The organism is Bacillus sp. LH1 (assembly GCF_057924895.1).
The window spans coordinates 4,004,554-4,023,439 of record NZ_CM175007.1 but is presented as its reverse complement, the minus strand read 5'-3'; the positions used below and the strand labels follow the sequence as shown (position 1 = coordinate 4,023,439).

Here is an 18,886-nt window from a genome sequence, read left to right as displayed (position 1 = left end):
ATAAAAATATTAAATGTTTTTTTAGGAAAATAAAGGATAATTGTTTTTAACGCTGTAAAAATGTACGTTATAATGAATTTGAAAGGGGGAGGAAAGAGTGAAGAAAAAAATAATTCTTTTTACCACTTTATTAGTTATTGGAGGAAGTGCTGGAATTTACACAGTTTTTGCGGCTGAATCAGAGCAGTTGAAACAAAAGCAAATACAACAGTCAGAAGTGAAGAAAGTAAAAGAAATAGAAGAGAAGAAATCAATGGAAAAAGCAGCAGAAAAACTAGGAGTTTCTACTGAGGGGAAAACAAAAGAAGAGGTTACGAAAGAAGTAAATACCGCTAGATTTGAGAAGCGTCATGATTTATTAATTGAGCACGCTAAGCAACTTGGAATTGATACAGAGGGGAAAAAAGATGAAGAAATTATTTTAGAAATTGGAAAGATACAGCATGGAAAGTAGAACAACTTATCGTAGGATAAGTTGTTCTTTTTTAAGAACTATTTGATTTTAAAATAATTGACAGTCATTCGGATTTAATGTTAACTATATTTATAAACAAGTTAACATTAGGGGTGACAATTGTGACAATAAATAGTAGAACGATTGAAAAATCATCTTATACATATGAAGAATTAGCAGAGAAAAATAAAGCTTACGTATGGCACCCATTTACACAAATGAAAGATTATTTAGAAGAAGATCCTGTCATTATTGAACGTGGAGAGGGAAGAAAACTATACGATGTAAATGGTAATGAATATTGGGATGGTGTTTCATCTATATGGTTAAATGTTCACGGACATCAAGTACCGGAATTAGATGAAGCAATTCGTGAGCAATTAAATAAAATTGCTCATTCTACTATGTTAGGACTTGCTAACGTTCCATCTATTTTATTAGCAGAAAAAATTATTGAGGTTGTACCAGATGGATTGAAGAAGGTATTCTATTCTGATTCAGGTTCTACCGCTGTTGAAATTGCAATTAAGATGGCTTTCCAATATTGGCAGCATAAAGGGAAACCAAAGAAACAAAGATTCGTTACATTAAAAGAAGCATATCATGGTGATACAATTGGAGCTGTTTCAGTAGGAGCAATAGACTTGTTTCACCAAGTGTATAGTTCGCTCTTATTTGATGCGATTAAAATGCCGTATCCATATACATATCGTTCTCCTTACGGAAATAATAAGGAGGAAATTGTAAAAATCCATTTAGAAGAAATGGAAGAATTGTTGAAAGAAAAGCATGAAGAAGTAGCTGCCATCATTGTAGAGCCATTAATGCAAGGTGCTGGCGGAATGATTACAATGCCAAAAGGATATTTAAAAGGACTGCGCGATTTATGTACAAAGTACAATGTATTATTTATTACAGATGAGGTAGCGACTGGATTTGGGCGTACAGGGAAAATGTTTGCGTGTGAACATGAAAATGTGACGCCAGACATTTTAACTGCTGGGAAAGGTTTAACAGGTGGATATTTACCAATTGCAGTTACGGTAACGACAGATGAAATATATAATGCCTTCTTAGGAGAATATGAAGAACAAAAAACATTTTTCCATGGACATAGCTACACAGGTAATCCGTTAGGGTGTGCCGTAGCAATCGCGAATCTAGAACTATATGAAAAAACAAATTTAATAGAAGAAGTGGCACGTAAAACGGATTATGTGACAGCGCAATTAGAAAAGCTCTTTGCGTATAAACATGTAGGTGATATTCGTCAGTGCGGATTAATGGTTGGTATTGAGCTTGTGAAGAATAAGAAAACGAAAGAAGCGTTTGACTGGACAGAAAGAGTCGGTGTTCAAGTATGTAAACGCTCAAGAGAGCTGGGTATGATTTTACGACCGCTAGGTAACACGATTGTATTTATGCCACCACTTGCTTCTACTTTTGAAGAGATTGATGATATGTTACGCATTTTATATAAGGCAATCTCGGATGTTACGGAGGGAGAATAATGAGTGGTTTTTTTATAACAGCAACAGATACTGAAGTGGGGAAAACTGTCGTTGCCGGTGCATTAGCCGGTGTATTTAGAGAATTGGGATATAACATCGGAGTATATAAACCGTTGCAAAGTGGGCATGTTGCATCAAACCCTGAGGGAGATGCGGCAAGGTTAAAAGCATTATCAGGTGTACCGACACCAGAAAATGAAATTTGCCCTTATTCTATTGAAGAACCACTTGCTCCGAGACTTGCCATGAAAAGAGCTGGAAGAGTAGTAAAGTTAAAAGAAATTACTGATTACTATAATGAACTATTAAAAGAGTTTAATAGCTTATTTGTAGAAGGGGCAGGTGGGCTTGCTGTCCCATATACAGAAGATGCTTTAGTAATTGATTTTGCAAAAGAATTACAGTTGCCTCTTATTGTAGTAGCTCGTCCTACATTAGGAACAGTAAATCATACAGTGTTAACGATTGCTTACGCAAAGGCGCATGGTTTAACCGTAGTGGGTGTCATTTTATCAGGTTGCAAAGAATGTGAAATGGAAAGAGTGCAAGAAAATAAAGAGATGATTGAAGAGCTGAGCGGGGTACCAGTTTTAGGATTATTGCCATTCTTTGCAGGTGAGTTTACGAAAGAAGAAGTATTAGAATCTGCAAAAGAACATATTATGATTTCAAAATTAGAGGAGTTTATCCAAAATGAATCAAACGTGGCGGGCGCACCTTCAATCTAAATTACAACAATTACATGAGCAAGGGCAGTATCGTGATTTATATGTAACAGAGAAGGCAGAAGAGACTTGGCTTATTCGAGATAAAAAAAGGATGTTAAATTTAGCGTCAAATAATTATTTAGGGTTAGCTGGAGATGAAAGGTTAAAAGAAGCTGCTATTGCCTGTACAAAAAGATATGGAACTGGAGCGACTGCCTCTCGTCTCGTTGTAGGAAATCATCCATTATATGAAGAGGTTGAGAGAAGCATATGTGACTGGAAAGGTACTGAAAGAGCTTTAATTGTAAATAGTGGATATACGGCAAATATAGGTGCCATATCTTCTTTAGCCTCTCGGCACGATATTGTTTTTAGTGATAAGTTAAATCACGCAAGTATTGTTGATGGAATCATATTAAGCGGGGCAGAGCATAAAAGGTATCGTCATAATGATTTGGATCATTTAGAGAAGTTGTTGAAAATGGCTTCGCCTGAAAAAAGGAAATTAATCGTAACAGATACCGTTTTTAGTATGGATGGTGATACTGCGTATTTGAGAGATTTAGTACAGCTGAAAGAGAAATACGGGGCAATCATTATAGTCGATGAAGCACATGCGAGTGGAATATATGGAATCGGCGGAGCTGGGTTATCTCATATAGAAAAAAATCTTGCTCAAAAAATTGATATACATATGGGGACGTTTAGCAAGGCTTTAGGGTGTTATGGTGCGTATTTGACAGGTGATGAAATTTATATAGAGTATTTACAAAATATGATGAGAAGCTTTATTTTTACTACAGCTTTACCACCAAGTACGTTAGGAGCGGTGCAAAAAGCAATTGAAATTGTAAAAGAAGATAACGAAAGAAGAGAGAACCTTATAGCAAACGGAGAATACTTCAGAACTAAATTAAGGGATGCTGGTTTTGATATTGGGAATAGTTCAACTCATATTGTACCGATTGTAGTCGGTTCAAATGAACATGCTTTACGGTTTAGTAAAAGGTTGCAAGAGGCAGGGATTGCGGCTATTGCAATTCGTCCGCCAACTGTGCCGGTTCATAGTTCTCGAATTCGCTTTGCAGTTACATCGCAACATACAATAGCTGATTTAAAATGGGCTATTGACCGAATTATCCACATTGCGAAAGAAGAGGAGCTTTTCGTATGAATGAGCTAAAGATTATTTTTATCCCCGGATGGGGAATGGAAGAGAATATTTGGGATTTAGTACTTCCGTATTTTAAAGGATATTCTGTTCAATGCATAGATTGGCGTAATGTGAAAGAACGAAGTGAATTTGCGGAACGAATTATAGATGTAGCGCATAATGACAACGTAATATTGGTTGGATGGTCACTAGGAGCGTTAGCAGCAGTTGAAGCTTATAAAAAGATTCAGGCAAAAGGCATCGTATTAATTGGTGGTACTGCTAAATTTACAAATACGAGCGATTACAGTAACGGATGGAATGCTTTGCATGTAGAACGGCTGAAAAGGAATTTGGCGAGAAGGAAAGAAGATACGCTCAAGCGGTTTTATGAAAATATGTTTACGAAAGATGAGCTAAAAGAGAATAAAAACTTTGAAGACATTGTAGACCGTTTTAAAGGTGATTCTATTCAGTCTTTACAACTAGGTTTGGATTATTTAATAGAAACAGATATGAGAGAAGAACTAAAAGAAATTAAAGTACCTATACTACTTATTCACGGAGAACAGGATGTAATATGCCCATTGTCTGCGGCACGTAGTATGACGGAAAATAGCAGCAGCGAGCTGAAAGTAGTAAGTGAAGCAGGGCATGCATTATGTGTGACAAATTTTGAATATTGCGCAAATGAGATAATTCAATTTGTAGAGGGGATACGACATGATCAACAAAACGTTACTACAAAAACGGTTTAATGGGGCAGCCGTATCTTACGATCGATATGCAAATGTACAAAAAAAGATGGCACATTCATTACTTTCAATCTTAAAGGAACGATATAGTGAAACGGCATCAATACGTATTTTAGAACTGGGATGCGGGACGGGGTATGTAACAGAGCAATTATCAAAGTTATTTCCGAAAGCACATATTACAGCAGTTGATTTTGCTGAAAGTATGATTGCGATTGCGCAAACTAGACAAAATGTAAAAAATGTAACGTTTCACTGTGAAGATATTGAGCGATTACGATTAGAAGAATCATATGATGTCATTATTTCAAATGCTACATTTCAATGGTTAAATAATTTACAACAAGTGTTAAGAAATTTATTTCAACATTTGTCTATAGATGGGATATTACTCTTTTCAACGTTTGGACATGAAACGTTTCAAGAATTGCATGCTTCGTTCCAACGTGCGAAAGAAGAAAGAAATATAAAAAATGAAACATCGATTGGTCAACGTTTTTATTCAAAAGATCAGTTGCTTCATATATGTAAGATAGAAACAGGGGATGTGCATGTTTCTGAAACATGTTACATAGAGAGTTTTACAGAAGTTAAGGAGTTTCTGCATTCTATTCGAAAAGTAGGAGCAACTAATAGCAATGAAGGATCATATTGTCAAAGTCCCTCACTCTTTCGTGCGATGCTACGCATATACGAAAGAGACTTCACGGGAAATGAAGGGATAATGGCAACGTATCATGCTTTATTTATACATATAACAAAAGAGGGGAAGAGATGAAATGAAACAAGTACAAACAAAAAGGGATTGGAAAAAACTTGCATACGACGTAGTGGAAGAGAAGATGATTACAAAAGAAGATGCAATAGCGATATTAGAAGCTGATGATACCGAAGTTTTAGAAATTATGAATGCGGCTTACATTATTCGCCATCATCACTTTGGTAAGAAAGTAAAATTGAATATGATTATTAATACGAAATCTGGATTATGTCCTGAAGATTGTGGATATTGCTCACAGTCTATTATTTCAGAAGCACCGATTGATAAATATGCATGGTTAACGCAGGAGAAGATTGTAGAAGGGGCACATGAAGCAATACGCCGTAAAGCAGGTACATATTGTATTGTAGCGTCTGGTCGTCGTCCGACGGATAAAGAGGTAAATCACGTAATTGGAGCAGTTAAGGAAATTCGTGAAACGACAGACTTGAAGATTTGTTGTTGTTTAGGTTTCTTAAATGAAGATCAAGCAGGACGTTTAGCGGAAGCAGGCGTGCATCGTTATAACCACAACTTAAATACACATGCAAATAATTACGATAGTATTTGTTCAACTCATACGTATGATGATCGTGTTGATACAGTTCAAAAAGCAAAACAAGCGGGCATTTCCCCATGCTCGGGAGCGATTTTTGGCATGGGAGAAACAATTGAAGAGCGTGCTGAAATTGCATTTGAATTACAACGTATAGATGCAGATTCTATCCCTTGTAATTTCCTTGTTGCTGTAAAGGGGACACCTCTTGAAGGACAAAAAGAGTTAACTCCAGTAGAATGTTTAAAAGTACTGGCAATGATGCGTTTTGTAAACCCAACAAAAGAAATTCGTATTTCAGGAGGACGTGAAATCAATTTACGTTCTGTACAGCCAATCGGTTTATTTGCAGCAAACTCTATTTTTGTCGGGGACTACTTAACGACAGCTGGACAAGAGCCGACTGCGGACTGGGGTATGATTGCAGATTTAGGATTTGAGATTGAAGAATGTGCATTATAAGATAGATGAAAAAGCAAACTTGTAAAAGGGTTTGCTTTTTTTGTAAATAAAATGTAATAAATAGTTGTAAACGCTTGATATTATTGGTTTTTAAGCGAAAAAAAGAATTTTTGTGGACGAATTTTCCAAGCCCTAGTTGTACATAGTAAATATGTAATTTATATTGGGTTGGAGGATTTTACATGTACAAATACATATTAGCGATTATGACTTGTTTAATTTTAATAAAAGCAATAAGTTCTGATCCAGTTAAGGCTGCTGAAAATCCTGAACAAAAAGAAATGCAACAAAGAATCGAACAACACTTTCGAACGAAAGCTGAACATTTTGGATTGAAAACGGAAGGAAAAGATTTAAAGGAAGTTAGAAAAGAAATTACTATTATAGAAGAAGCGAAAAAAAGAGAGAATGTATGGAGAACGGCACAAGCTCTTCATATAAAAACAGAAGGAAAAACGATGAATGAATTAATAAAAGATGTACAAAAAAAGGTGAAAAAATAAAAAGAGGCCGCAGCCTCTTTTTTTATGCCCATTGTTTTGATAAGTGAGCCATTTCAATTGCAGCAACAGCTGATTCATATCCTTTATTACCAGCTTTCGTACCTGCGCGTTCAATCGCTTGTTCAATTGTTTCTGTCGTTAATACGCCGAAAATAACTGGGATGTCCATTTGTAGTGATAAAGACGCAACACCTTTTGCTACTTCATTACAAACGTAATCGTAGTGAGTTGTAGCACCTCGGATTACAGTACCTAATGTAATAACAGCATCATACTTTCCGCTACTAGCCATCTTTTTAGCGATTAAAGGAATTTCAAATGCACCAGGAACCCAAGCAACATCAATATCATTTTCTTCTACACCGTGACGCTTTAATCCGTCTAAAGCGCCGCCAAGTAACTTACTTGTAATAAATTCGTTAAAACGTCCAACAACAACTCCAACTTTTAATCCTGTACCAACTAAATGACCTTCGAATACCATAATAAATCTCTCCTTTAATTATAAGTTTAGTAAGTGTCCTAATTTGTTTACTTTCGTTTGTAAATACGATTTATTCTCTTCTTTTGCTGGCATTTGCAACGGTACACGCTCGACTACTTCTAAATCGTAACCTTGTAAGCCAGCAATTTTTCTTGGGTTATTCGTTAATAATCGTAAACTCTGTAAACCTAAATCTTTTAATATTTGAGCACCGATACCGTAATCACGAAGATCAGCAGGGAAGCCGAGTTTTTCATTTGCTTCTACAGTATCAAATCCTTCTTCTTGTAATTTATAAGCACGAAGCTTATTAAGAAGCCCAATGCCTCTTCCTTCTTGCCTCATATAAAGAAGAACACCTTTTCCTTCACGCTCAATTTGAGCAAGTGCTGCATGGAGTTGTGGTCCGCAATCGCAGCGATGTGAACCGAATACATCTCCTGTTAAGCATTCAGAATGAACACGTACAAGTACCGGTTCACTTGTTGAAATATCACCTTTTACAAGTGCGATATGTTCTTTCGTATCTAATGAGTTAGAATAGCCAATTGCGTGGAAAGTACCGAAATCTGTAGGTAATGTAATTTCCACTTCTCTCGTCACAAGTGTTTCATGATGGCGGCGGTAAGCAATTAAATCTTCTATTGTAATCATTTTTATATCAAATTGTTTTGCGCATTCTATTAAATCAGGTACACGTGCCATCGTGCCGTCCTCATTTATAATCTCGCAAATAACTCCAGCTGGTTCGGCACCGCATAGCTTTGCTAAATCAACAGCAGCTTCTGTATGACCTGCACGACGCAGGACACCGCCTTCTTTCGCAATTAATGGAAAGATATGTCCAGGTCGATTGAAATCAGCACCTTTTGATGCGGGGTTTAACAATTCTTGTATCGTAGTTGCACGTTCGTGAGCGCTAATCCCTGTTGTTGTAGAGACATGGTCAATGCTCACTGTAAACGCAGTATGATGTGAATCTGTATTATGAGATACCATTGGTTCTAATTGTAGACGTTCTGCGTACCCTTCCGTAATCGGTACACAAACGAGACCACGGCCATGTGTAATCATAAAATTAATTGTTTCTGGTGTAATGTACTCTGCTAAAGCAATAAAATCGCCTTCATTTTCTCGGTTTTCATCATCACATACGATAACGACTTTACCTTTTTTTAAATCTTCTAGAGCTTCTTCAATACGATGAAACATTGTGCTTCCCCCTTATAGAAATCCGTTTTCTTGTAAAAAGCTTTCGGTCATTGAACCTACTCGTTTTGTAGGTTTAGTAATAAAGCGTTCAATATATTTACCAATCATGTCACACTCAATGTTTACGATATCTCCGGCATTTTTTGCTCCAATGACAGATTCGCTTACTGTGTGCGGGATGAGTGAAATCGTTATGGAAGATTCGTCTATATCAAATATCGTTAAACTCGTTCCATCAACAGCAATGGACCCTTTCTGCAAACAATAGCGCAGTAGTTCATCAGAAATTGCTATTTTGTAATAGACGGCATTGTAATGTTGTTTTTTATTTAAAATCGTTCCGATTCCATCAATATGTCCTGAAACGAAATGTCCACCGAATCGTCCGTTTGCAGCCATTGCGCGCTCTAAATTTACTTTAGAGTGCGGTTTAAGCATGCGAAGTGATGTCGACTGCATCGTTTCAGGCATTGCATCAACTGTAAATGAAGTAGTTGTAAAGCTTGTTACAGTTAAGCAAATACCGTTAACCGCGATACTATCACCTAAGTGAACATCTGATAAAATTTTTTTTGCATGAATCGTTAATTTCATCGCTTCTCCGCTTTGTTGCATGTTTGCTATCGTTCCTAATTCTTCTACAATTCCTGTAAACATTTCGTCACCTCGTTTCGGGCATTCGCAACGATTTTTATATCATCACCAATTTGTTTCATCTCTTGAATTTTCAAGGAAAGCGCATTTTGTAATTTTGAAAAACCATTTCCTCCAAATAAAGTAGGAGCATCTTTCCCACCAATTAATTTCGGACTTATATAGGTTACAATTTCATTAAAATTGTTTGTTTTTAAGAAACTTGCATGAATCGATTGGCCACCTTCAACGAATAGAGAAAGAATTTGTTTCTCTCCAAGAAAGGAAAGAAGGTCCTCGATTTCTATATGTTTCGTTTCCATTTGGAATATAGCTATATTTTTAGATTCATAAGAAGATATCTTCTCTTCCTTTACATCCTTACCGACAATAATCCATGTCGGTGCTAAACCATCTGTTATAACATGAGAAGATGGTGGCGTTCGTAAATGGGTATCTAAAACAACGCGAATAGGATGTTTCCCATCATTTGGAATTCTTGTTGTTAAATGAGGATTATCAGCTATAACTGTATTCACTCCAACAAGAATTGCATCATGTGTATGGCGATATTGGTGAACATCAGCACGTGCTTCTTCACCTGTAATCCACTTACTTTCACCAGTTACAGTTGCTGTTTTTCCATCTAAGCTCATCGCTGTTTTGATTGTTACAAAAGGGCGCTTCGTTTTCATGTAGTGAAAAAAGTAGCGATTTAATAAAACTGCTTCTGCTTCAAGAACACCGGTCGTTACTTCAATTCTAGCTTCCTCTAATCTTCTTTTTCCGTTACCAGAAACGAGCGGATTACAATCGAGAGTAGCAATTACAACACGCTTAACTCCTTTTTCGATGAGCAATTCACAACAAGGTGGTGTTTTTCCAAAGTGGCTACACGGTTCCAGTGTTACATAAACGGTAGCGTCTTTGGCGTTCTGACCAGCCATTTGAAGGGCATGAACTTCTGCGTGTTCTTCACCAGCTCGTAAATGAGCCCCCATACCAACGATGTTTCCATCTTTTACAACAACAGCACCAACCATAGGATTTGGACTTGTTTGTCCTGATGTCCCTTCTGCTAACTGCAGGGCAATCCTCATATATTCTTGATCTGTCATTTTCTTCACCTCTCCTAAAAAAATCAAAAAACCCCAAGGATTTAATATCCTTGGGGTTTGGGAGACGTGATTTCTAGAAATATAGTTTGAATACGAAAGCATAGGAAAGAAACCTAACGATAATTGATATTTCTGCATAAGGAAAAAACCTAGCAAAATATCAAATTTTTAAACGCTAGTTGTCTCTTTTTATTTCAGCATAAAAAATAAGTATAGAAAATTAAACATATATAAAGAATCAAAATGAATCTTTAAAAATATGCATACTGAAATAAAAGTGTATTCACTATATAAAAAACTAGAAACATATCCTTCTCCCATCCAGACTATACTGTCGGCCCTAGAGTTTCACTAGATCCACCGTTTTCGAGTTGAAAACGGGTCACGGACTTAGAAGTTTTCACTTCATCACCGCCGGTTGGGAATTTCACCCGACCCCGAAGGATGCTGTTTGCTCAAATTATAGCACAAAAAAAATAAAAGGCTAGTAAAAAATATTCGAATGTGAAGAATTGTGTGAAAATATATGCAGGCTGGAATGGAAATAAAAGTATTAGAAATGTTGTAAGGAGAAGGGATATAACGGAGTTGCTAAAAAGAAAAAACATGCACAAAAAAATGTGCATGTCACATGTAAAATTATTCTGCCTCTGGTGCTCTAACAACAGATTCGAATTTACCTTTATGCGAAGCGTCGCAATAAGGCATATTTTTTGATAAACCACAACGGCATAAAGAAAATGCCGGTTTTGCTGGGAATACATTCCCTTGTGAGTCGACTAATTCCACGTCCCCTGTAACGCGAAAAGAGCCATTATCATTTACTTTAATTTGTACTTTTGCCAACGTTATCCCTCCTTCCCAAACGCTTAATTTCATCATATAATCAAGGGAAGTGCTTGACAATATAAAAAGAGCACTTTGTTTGAGAAAGAAGAGAGTGTTATAATAGTTTTCATAACTGACTAGAGTAAGGTGACGAGAGATGGATAAACAATTACATACATTACGAAACATTGCAAATGAGCGCACGTGGGCATCATTTTTGAATGATAATCATCCATATAGTTTGTTACATTGGTCCATTGCAGGTGTAGGGCAAGAGGCAAAGGATGTTTGGTTACTTCAAGATGAAGTAACATTTCAAACGACAGAATTCCCAACGTTAGATGATGCAATGCAATGGATTTCTGAAAATATGGAACAAGTTACAGACGTTTTAGCGCAATAAAAAACAGGCTTATGCAAGCCTGTTTTTTGTTTCTTTCACATATGTGTTTAAAAATTGATCGACGGCTGCTTCGTACTCTTCTTTATTTTCGTTATAAGAGCAAGCGTGTGCACCGTGTTCTGCAATATAAAGCTGCTTATTATTTTCTTTCGCTTCATATAATGCTTTTGTCATATCAGCTAAAATATAGTCGTCATCTTTACTATGAATAAAGAGAACGGGATTGTTAATGTTTTTTATACAGTCGATTGGTGAAACTTCACGAATTGTATAACCGTCACGAACTTTCAAAAATGCGTTTGCTAAAGGTAATAAAGGCCATTTTGGTAAATGGAATTCAACCTTTAAACGGTGCTGTAATTGTCCTTGAAAATCAGAGAAAGGACAATCTGCAATATAGAAATCAGCACCATCTTCTACAAGTCCTGCGTATTGAAGAAGTGTTGCAGCTCCCATAGATTCACCATGAATACCAAGTGTAATATTGGTGCCAAAACGGTTTTTTAGCCAGTCAACTACGGATTTTAAATCATGTTTTTCATAGTATCCATAGCTTGTTGTTTTTCCGCCAGTTTTACCATGACGACGATGATCGTAAATGAGGACGTTATATCCCCTTTTTAAGAATAAGTTTGCATATTTTACAGAGTTTATTTTATTTACAGTTACACCGTGGCAAAAAACCATAAACTTATTGGTGGAATGACCAGCAGGAATGTAATATCCGTGAAGGTCGTATCCGAATTGTGAAGGGATATGAATTTCTTCTTTATGAAGAGCATCAAAATCCTCTATACGAAAATGTTTTTTCGTTTCTCTTTCGAGTACTTCTTCCTCTGTTTTTTTCTTTAAGTACATCACTTTATTTGTAAAGAAAATCCCAAGGGCAGTTATTGCACCTAGTATAGTAAACAGTGCTGCAAAAAAACGTTTCATACTTTACCTCATCCTCCAAATACCGTTACATGTGATACACTTATATTGTATCACAATGATATAAAAGGGGAGAAATAGGAAATGCTGCATATACAAAAAATTACGCCAGCGATGAAAGAAACAATCCGAATGTTCATGTGTGAGAACTGGGGAAGTTCATTGATGGTTTCACGTGGTAAGGAACATCAGTTAGAAGAGTTGCCAGGATTTGTTGCGCTCTCAGATGACAGAATAATCGGAATTATAACGTATGAAGTGACCGGAAATATATGCGAAATTGTATCGCTAGATAGCTTTGAAGAAAGAAAAGGAATAGGGACGAAACTTGTGGATTGTGTATTACAAGTTGCAGAAGAAGAACGGTGCAGACAGGTTTGGCTTATTACAACAAATGATAATATGAATGCGTTACGATTTTACCAAAAACGTAATTTTGTAATGACTAATTTATATGTGAATGCGGTAGAGGAGGCACGAAAAATAAAGAAAGAAATTCCACGTATGGGATATGATAATATCCCAATTTTACATGAAATTCAGTTGGAGTATCGTTTAGTGAAATGATGTAACAATTTTCAGAAATATGAGTTATTAATCTTGACGGATAGTGTAATTTAGGTTACCGTAAAATTGTAATCTATTACCATATTAAGGGGTGACGATGTGGCAACTATACGTGATGTTGCAAAATTGGCAGGTGTTTCAGTCGCAACCGTTTCACGAGTTATTAATGAAAAAGGATACGTTCATGAGGACACAGTAAAACAAGTAAAGGAAGCAATTGAAGAATTACGTTATAGGCCAAACAGTGCAGCGAAGCCACTATTTAAAGAGAGTTCAACGATAATTGCATTACTTGTAGATAATTTATGTAACCAATCAAACATCACTTTGCTACATTGTATTGAGGAAATAGCATATAAAGAAGGCTATCAAATCATTATTTGTAATATAGAGAATAAAGATAGATACATACATATGCTGAAGCAAAATAACATTGCAGGTGTTATTTTGACGAGAGCAGTTTTTAAAAGTGTAGGAGAAATTCCATTTCCATTTGTTGTGATCGATGAGCAACAATCACATGGAAATTATTATGAAAGTGGACAGAGAGCTGTTTCTTTATTAAAAGAGAAAGGGTGTCACTTTCTTGCATATTTCGGTGAGGGAGAAGAAAGTGAAGAAATGGAAGATCATATAGCAGGGTTTTTAGACGCTGTTTGGGATGAAGGAATCTCTTATCGAGAAGAATGTGTACAAGGGTATACAAATAAACAATTTATTACATTATTGCAAAACAATCCGTATATAGATGGAATTGTAGCCTCAAGTGATCAGATTGCTATTGAGTTAATTCGGTCAGCGAGATTTCTAAATATACATATACCAGATAAATTAAAAATTGTTGGACCGAATGGGAGTATAGAGTGTGAATGGATAGGTTCATCACTACCGACAATTGAAAGCTATGTCAAAGATAACGGAAAAGTAGCTTTTCAACAATTAAAAGGAAAAATAAAAAAGTAAAAGGTGCGTTTTATACGCACCTTTTTATAATGTAATTGCGGCAATAAAGCCAAATATAAGTAACGGTATATTGTAATGTAGAAAAGTGGGTACACATGTATCCCATATATGATGGTGCTGACCATCAGCATTTAAACCGGATGTTGGTCCAAGGGTACTATCCGATGCTGGAGATCCTGCGTCACCTAGTGCTCCGGCTGTACCGATAATTGCAATTGTGGCCATTGGACTAAATCCAAGCTGAATGCAAAGAGGTACAAAAATGGTTGTTAAGATAGGGATGGTTGAAAAGGATGAACCAATTCCCATCGTAACGAGAAGTCCAATAACGAGCATAAGAAATGCAGCGAGTGGTTTGTTATTTCCGATTATATGTGCACTCGTTTGCACTAGAGATTCAACATGTCCTGTTTTTCGAAGAACAGCGCCGAATCCAGCGGCAGCAATCATAACAAAGCCAATAAAGGACATCATACGCATTCCGCTTGTTAATATCGCATCTGCTTCTTTAAGTGGTAGACTGCCACTAACTGATAAGACGATAATACCTGCTAAAGCACCGAAAATCATTGATTCTGTTGTTAATTGAACAGTTAATGTAGCAATGATAGATAATAACCCGAAAGTAATGCTACGTTTTGTATAGGGAACGATTTCATTTTCGGTAGTATGAATTTGTTCTGTTTCATACGTACGAGGTTTTCGGTACGTAATGAATACCGCTACACATAATCCAATAATCATACCGATTGCTGGAATAGTCATTGCTTTTGGAATAAGTGTGACATCAAATGTAAGGCCGCTTTGCGCAGCGTTGGTTTGCAATACGTCATGATAAATTTTTCCGAACCCTGCAGGGATCCACATATAAGGAGTAATCAATCCAAATGTAATAATACATGTGACAAGTCTGCGATCCACTCTCAGCTCATTTAATACTTTTAAAAGTGCTGGAATTAAGATGGGGATGAAAGCAATGTGAACAGGAATCACATTTTGTGAGAAACAAGCCATCGTTAAAATAATGAATAAAATAAGTATTTTAGAATAAACTTGTTTTTTCGTGTCTTGTTCATTGCCAATCCATTTTAATGCAGTTTGAATCATAGCATCTGGAAGTCCTGTTTTGGAAAGGGAAATAGCGAAACCACCAAGCATTGCATAACTTAAAGCGATTGGAGCACTGTTTCCAAGACCAGTTGTAAAAGTGTTAATCGTTTCTGAAATACCGAGTCCGCCGATAAGTCCGCCTGTTAAAGCTCCAACAATGATGGCGACAATGACCTGGACACGTAACAAACTAAGCAATAGCATAATTGCTACTGCGACGAGTACAGCGTTCATAATAAATGTAATCTCCCTAAATTTTTATTCTGTTAAGACAAGTAAATATGAAACATTTTGCTATGTTTATACATACTTGCGACATATTATTATAAAATGTTTTCTATGAAATGTAAAAGAGCCTTTTGTTACTAATGCTGAAAAGCTAGCTCTTGTTTAATTGATTGTAAAGAATTAGCGAATAATTCTGGTTCTTCTAAATCAGGAGAATGTGCTGAATTTGGGAACCAAATCATCTTTTTTATAGGCGCTTCAATAATATCGCAATATTCCTGAACGAGTGCATAAGGAGTTTGATAATCATAGCGACCAGAACAAAAATAAACTGGAATAGATAAACTTGAGATAGAAGAAAAGAAATCGATTGTCAGCATTTCTTCCCATAAAATTCCAGATTTTAAATTTCCTGCGAGAAACTTGAACCAATCTAATAGCGTATATTCGGGAGAAAAGAAACCTTTTCGTATGAAAGAAAAGGAAGATCCGTTTTGGATTGCGCCTCCAAATGTGCCAAGCCACTTTCTTTGAATAATGAGACGTCTCGTATCTAAAAATGGTGGTTTGCCTAATTTTAAAAGGGAAGCTAATGCTTTTTTATGATCATGTTTTTTTGCAGAATGAATTAAATGTTGATATAGCAATTCTTCATTTTGTTTCATATGTACAATTTGCCCAATACCGATGTAAGCCTCGATATACTTTGGATATTGATGTGCTATGTTAAGCCCAATAATACTTCCCCAAGAATGACCAGCGAGAAATAGTTTTTGTTTGTTGAACTTTTTAAGTACATATTGAATCACTTCTTTTGCATCGGAAACGAATTGTTCGATTGTGAAATTTGCTCCGAAATCTTTCATTGAAAAGGATTTACCAGCTCCGCGCTGATCCCAATTAATAACAATAAATTGCTTCTCTAATTCTTTTTGAAAATGGCGAATAAATCCGATTTGTGCCATCCCAGGTCCGCCGTGACAGCATAATAAAATAGGTTGCTCTACGTTTTGTCCACGCATAAGGAGAGTTTGTTTTCGATTATTAATCATAACGCTTTCTATCGTAGCGATACTATTAGGAATGAGTTGTTTGTTTTCGTTATAGAACTGAGGGGTGTAGCTACGAAAAAGCATATTGAAAACCTCCTTTTGTGAAATCGTATGAATCGCACAGGCTATTCATTTTGCATATACTGTTAGAAAATCATTGTAACATACCATACTAGTGTCATTTCAACACGGGAGGAGGGAAATTGTGACGATTGGAGAAATTATAGATGGTTTAAATAGACGTGAATCCATCGCTATTATAGCAAAACGTCTTGAAATAAGCCCGTATACATTATCGAAGAAATTAAGATTGATTGGATACGAATATGATGGAGAGCAGAAGAAACGTATTTTTGTAGGAGATGGAGAAGAACCACGTCACTTACAACTCCAAGAAGCGACCGCCCTTCAATATGAGAAAACAGATTATCAATTATTAATTTATGAGCAATTACAAAGCATTTATGAGTTATTAAGAAAAAGAGAAGAAGTAATTGCACCAATTGTGAGTAAAAGTACAGAGAAAAAGAGACGAACCTTTTCTATTAATACAGAAATATTAGCAAGATTGGACCTTATATCAGAATCGAAAGGAATTCAAAAATCTAAACTTGTAGAAGAGGCGTTGCAACAATTTTTACAGCAATATGAAGTTGACAAAACATCACATTTTGATAACTAAAGAAAAGGATACTATGTTCATTAGAAGAACGAGTATCCTTTTTATGATGTATATTACGTATAAAATAGAGAATCAGTACAAATCCTTTATACGTGAAAAATGAAATTTATTATTAGAGAAACACTTAATTTACTTTTTGAATTCTTCCATCAATAACTGGCTGAATTGGTTCTTTTAATTGTTTTACGTAATTGACTAACGCTTCAAAGTCGTTTGGCCCAGTTTCTGCATTTTTACCATTTTTAAATGATACGAATCCATCACCGCCAGAAGCTAAGAAGGCATTTGCAACTACGCTATACGTTGTAGATGGAGATAATTCTTCTCCGTTTGTTAAACGTATATTTGTAACTTTTTCACCGTTTGGTTTATTTGCATCCCACGTATATTGAATACCTGAAATTTGAAGCATTCTTGTTGTTCCTTTTTGCCATTGCTGATTTAAAATATCGCGAATGTCTTGACCTGTTAAATCTACTTTAATCAATTGATTTCCAAAAGGTTGAATGCCGTATAACTCACCCCACGTAATATCACCAGCATCTAAGTCATTACGAATGCCACCAGGATTCATGAGGGAGATTTGAGTTTGCATCGTTTGACGCTGAGCATCGGCAACTAAATTTCCAAGAGTGGACTCACCAGCATCATTTTGTTTACGGTCGATAGGTGCTGTAGATTTTCCGACCACTTCATTTACAAGTGGTGCGATTTTTTCTTTATATTGATCTAGTTTTTTCTTTACTTGTTTATCAGGTTCTACACCTTCATGATACGTTGTAACAACTTCAGCTTTTTTCTTTACAATATCCTTTGTTTTACGATCAATTGTTACATCGACGTCTGAGAAAGCCATTCCGTATGAATTTGCTTGGACAATTAGTTTATTGTTTACTGTACCATTTACATACGTATGACTATGTCCACCGAAAATAACATCAACTTCTGGGTCTGTTTCATTTGCAATTCGAGTAAGATCGCCATTTGTTACCCCAGACTCATCGGTTGTTCCACCGACATGAGCAAGAACGACGATAGATTTAACGCCGAGGCGTTTTAATTGTTGTGTTGATTTATTAATTGCTTCTACTTCATCAGTAATTTGTACATTGTTAAGCATCGTAGGCATAACGACATTTGGTGTATCAGTTGTAACAACCCCAATGAATCCTACAGGAACACCATCTACCATTTTTACAGTAAATGGTGGTAAAAATAAGCGGCCAGTTGATTTGTTATAGAAATTAGCAGCTACATAGGGGAAGTTAGCCCCTTTGAAATTTCCTGTTTTTTCATGATATCCACCGTAAATGAGGCGTTTCATTTCATCAATGCCTTCATCAAATTCATGGTTCCCGATTGTACCGACATCAAATTTTAAGTCATTTAAAAATTCAATCGTCGGTTCATCTTGTAATAATGCTGAAACTGGTGGACTAGCTCCGACGATATCACCAGCATGTACGAGAAGTGTATTAGGGTTTTGTTTTTTATGTTCTTTTAAATAAGTAGCTAAGTAATCAGCGCCACCAGCTTCTTTATTATTGATTTTTTTAACAGTATCTAGTTGTCCATGGAGATCATTAATACCAAGCATTTGTACGTCTATGTAGCGGTTTTGTTCAGCTGGATTCTGAGATGGGGGAGCGGCAAATACGCTTGAAAAAGTAATGGTGCTTAAAACAGCAACGGCAGGAATAATTTTTTTCCACATAATATAATTCTCCTTTTTTATAATCTGACATCATACGACATAATTTTAATAGATTCATAGGATTATAGCTACATAAAAATTTAGTCTTTTCGAAAAAT

The 18,886-nt window shown here is 36.0% G+C and carries 21 protein-coding genes and 1 riboswitch; of the genes, 12 read left to right on the top strand and 9 right to left on the bottom strand.

The window, feature by feature from the left end:
- Window positions 1-97: 97 nt before the first annotated feature.
- The 8 genes from ACX9TM_RS20740 (at window position 98) to ACX9TM_RS20705 (ending at window position 6,861) form a co-directional block, all read left to right on the top strand.
- Complete coding sequence (locus ACX9TM_RS20740; RefSeq protein WP_000726905.1) at window positions 98-454, top strand: hypothetical protein; 357 nt, start codon at window positions 98-100, stop codon at window positions 452-454.
- Window positions 455-531: 77 nt separating this feature from the next.
- Window positions 532-1,965, top strand: coding sequence for an adenosylmethionine--8-amino-7-oxononanoate transaminase (gene bioA, locus ACX9TM_RS20735; protein ID WP_002041775.1), 1,434 nt, complete (start codon window positions 532-534; stop codon window positions 1,963-1,965).
- Window positions 1,965-2,693 (top strand): dethiobiotin synthase, encoded by a 729-nt coding sequence (bioD, locus tag ACX9TM_RS20730; protein ID WP_000012495.1) that lies wholly within the window; start codon window positions 1,965-1,967, stop codon window positions 2,691-2,693. Before bioA ends, bioD begins: the two co-directional genes overlap by 1 nt.
- Window positions 2,659-3,846 carry an 8-amino-7-oxononanoate synthase gene (bioF, locus tag ACX9TM_RS20725; RefSeq protein WP_001077294.1) on the top strand — a complete coding sequence of 396 codons (1,188 nt, stop codon included), beginning with the start codon at window positions 2,659-2,661 and terminating at the stop codon, window positions 3,844-3,846. Before bioD ends, bioF begins: the two co-directional genes overlap by 35 nt.
- Window positions 3,843-4,583, top strand: coding sequence for an alpha/beta fold hydrolase (locus ACX9TM_RS20720; RefSeq protein ID WP_001004172.1), 741 nt, complete (start codon window positions 3,843-3,845; stop codon window positions 4,581-4,583). Before bioF ends, ACX9TM_RS20720 begins: the two co-directional genes overlap by 4 nt.
- Window positions 4,549-5,358 carry a malonyl-ACP O-methyltransferase BioC gene (gene bioC / locus ACX9TM_RS20715; protein WP_000608911.1) on the top strand — a complete coding sequence of 270 codons (810 nt, stop codon included), beginning with the start codon at window positions 4,549-4,551 and terminating at the stop codon, window positions 5,356-5,358. Before ACX9TM_RS20720 ends, bioC begins: the two co-directional genes overlap by 35 nt.
- A gap of 1 nt (window position 5,359) precedes the next feature.
- Window positions 5,360-6,358: a biotin synthase gene (bioB, locus tag ACX9TM_RS20710; RefSeq protein ID WP_000815856.1), complete on the top strand. Its 999-nt coding sequence runs from the start codon at window positions 5,360-5,362 to the stop codon at window positions 6,356-6,358.
- A gap of 182 nt (window positions 6,359-6,540) precedes the next feature.
- Window positions 6,541-6,861 carry a hypothetical protein gene (locus ACX9TM_RS20705; RefSeq protein WP_000280032.1) on the top strand — a complete coding sequence of 107 codons (321 nt, stop codon included), beginning with the start codon at window positions 6,541-6,543 and terminating at the stop codon, window positions 6,859-6,861.
- Window positions 6,862-6,883: 22 nt separating this feature from the next.
- Here ACX9TM_RS20705 and ribH read toward each other — a convergent pair whose 3' ends face one another.
- From ribH to ACX9TM_RS20680, 5 genes are all read right to left on the bottom strand, one after another.
- Window positions 6,884-7,345, bottom strand: coding sequence for a 6,7-dimethyl-8-ribityllumazine synthase (gene ribH, locus ACX9TM_RS20700; protein WP_000230895.1), 462 nt, complete (start codon window positions 7,343-7,345; stop codon window positions 6,884-6,886).
- An 18-nt stretch (window positions 7,346-7,363) separates the two neighbouring features.
- Window positions 7,364-8,557 carry a bifunctional 3,4-dihydroxy-2-butanone 4-phosphate synthase/GTP cyclohydrolase II gene (ribBA, locus tag ACX9TM_RS20695; RefSeq protein ID WP_065211846.1) on the bottom strand — a complete coding sequence of 398 codons (1,194 nt, stop codon included), beginning with the start codon at window positions 8,555-8,557 and terminating at the stop codon, window positions 7,364-7,366.
- A gap of 12 nt (window positions 8,558-8,569) precedes the next feature.
- Window positions 8,570-9,214: a riboflavin synthase subunit alpha gene (gene ribE, locus ACX9TM_RS20690; RefSeq protein ID WP_000493908.1), complete on the bottom strand. Its 645-nt coding sequence runs from the start codon at window positions 9,212-9,214 to the stop codon at window positions 8,570-8,572.
- Entirely contained in the window at window positions 9,196-10,308 is a 1,113-nt protein-coding gene (ribD, locus tag ACX9TM_RS20685) for a bifunctional diaminohydroxyphosphoribosylaminopyrimidine deaminase/5-amino-6-(5-phosphoribosylamino)uracil reductase RibD (RefSeq protein ID WP_065382456.1), read from the bottom strand. The genes ribE and ribD overlap by 19 nt, the downstream gene beginning before the upstream one ends.
- A gap of 305 nt (window positions 10,309-10,613) precedes the next feature.
- Window positions 10,614-10,757, bottom strand: a riboswitch (FMN riboswitch).
- Between the two features lie 190 nt (window positions 10,758-10,947).
- Window positions 10,948-11,154: a CDGSH iron-sulfur domain-containing protein gene (locus tag ACX9TM_RS20680; RefSeq protein WP_001151582.1), complete on the bottom strand. Its 207-nt coding sequence runs from the start codon at window positions 11,152-11,154 to the stop codon at window positions 10,948-10,950.
- Window positions 11,155-11,293: 139 nt separating this feature from the next.
- Here ACX9TM_RS20680 and ACX9TM_RS20675 point away from each other — a divergent pair, with 139 nt between their 5' ends.
- Complete coding sequence (locus ACX9TM_RS20675; protein ID WP_000360793.1) at window positions 11,294-11,539, top strand: DUF2552 family protein; 246 nt, start codon at window positions 11,294-11,296, stop codon at window positions 11,537-11,539.
- Window positions 11,540-11,548: 9 nt separating this feature from the next.
- Here ACX9TM_RS20675 and ACX9TM_RS20670 read toward each other — a convergent pair whose 3' ends face one another.
- Window positions 11,549-12,475: an alpha/beta hydrolase gene (locus ACX9TM_RS20670; protein WP_000819235.1), complete on the bottom strand. Its 927-nt coding sequence runs from the start codon at window positions 12,473-12,475 to the stop codon at window positions 11,549-11,551.
- An 81-nt stretch (window positions 12,476-12,556) separates the two neighbouring features.
- On the opposite strand from ACX9TM_RS20670, the gene ACX9TM_RS20665 reads away from it, so the two are divergent.
- Together ACX9TM_RS20665 and ACX9TM_RS20660 are read left to right on the top strand one after the other, a co-directional pair.
- The gene (locus tag ACX9TM_RS20665) at window positions 12,557-13,039 is read left to right on the top strand and encodes a GNAT family N-acetyltransferase (RefSeq protein ID WP_000902429.1); all 483 of its coding nucleotides are present in this window, start codon (window positions 12,557-12,559) and stop codon (window positions 13,037-13,039) included.
- Between the two features lie 99 nt (window positions 13,040-13,138).
- Window positions 13,139-14,002, top strand: a complete 864-nt coding sequence (locus ACX9TM_RS20660; RefSeq protein ID WP_000201363.1) for a LacI family DNA-binding transcriptional regulator — start codon at window positions 13,139-13,141, stop codon at window positions 14,000-14,002.
- 24 nt (window positions 14,003-14,026) lie between these two features.
- Here ACX9TM_RS20660 and ACX9TM_RS20655 read toward each other — a convergent pair whose 3' ends face one another.
- Window positions 14,027-15,346, bottom strand: a complete 1,320-nt coding sequence (locus ACX9TM_RS20655; protein ID WP_000994817.1) for a Na+/H+ antiporter family protein — start codon at window positions 15,344-15,346, stop codon at window positions 14,027-14,029.
- 131 nt (window positions 15,347-15,477) lie between these two features.
- Window positions 15,478-16,476, bottom strand: coding sequence for an alpha/beta fold hydrolase (locus ACX9TM_RS20650; protein WP_000898969.1), 999 nt, complete (start codon window positions 16,474-16,476; stop codon window positions 15,478-15,480).
- Between the two features lie 121 nt (window positions 16,477-16,597).
- Here ACX9TM_RS20650 and ACX9TM_RS20645 point away from each other — a divergent pair, with 121 nt between their 5' ends.
- The gene (locus tag ACX9TM_RS20645) at window positions 16,598-17,074 is read left to right on the top strand and encodes a ribbon-helix-helix domain-containing protein (protein WP_000151931.1); all 477 of its coding nucleotides are present in this window, start codon (window positions 16,598-16,600) and stop codon (window positions 17,072-17,074) included.
- A gap of 124 nt (window positions 17,075-17,198) precedes the next feature.
- Here the strand turns inward: ACX9TM_RS20645 and ACX9TM_RS20640 are convergent, their stop codons facing one another.
- A complete protein-coding gene (locus ACX9TM_RS20640) occupies window positions 17,199-18,788 on the bottom strand; it encodes a bifunctional metallophosphatase/5'-nucleotidase (RefSeq protein ID WP_000265551.1) in 1,590 nt (529 codons plus the stop codon).
- Window positions 18,789-18,886: the final 98 nt, after the last annotated feature.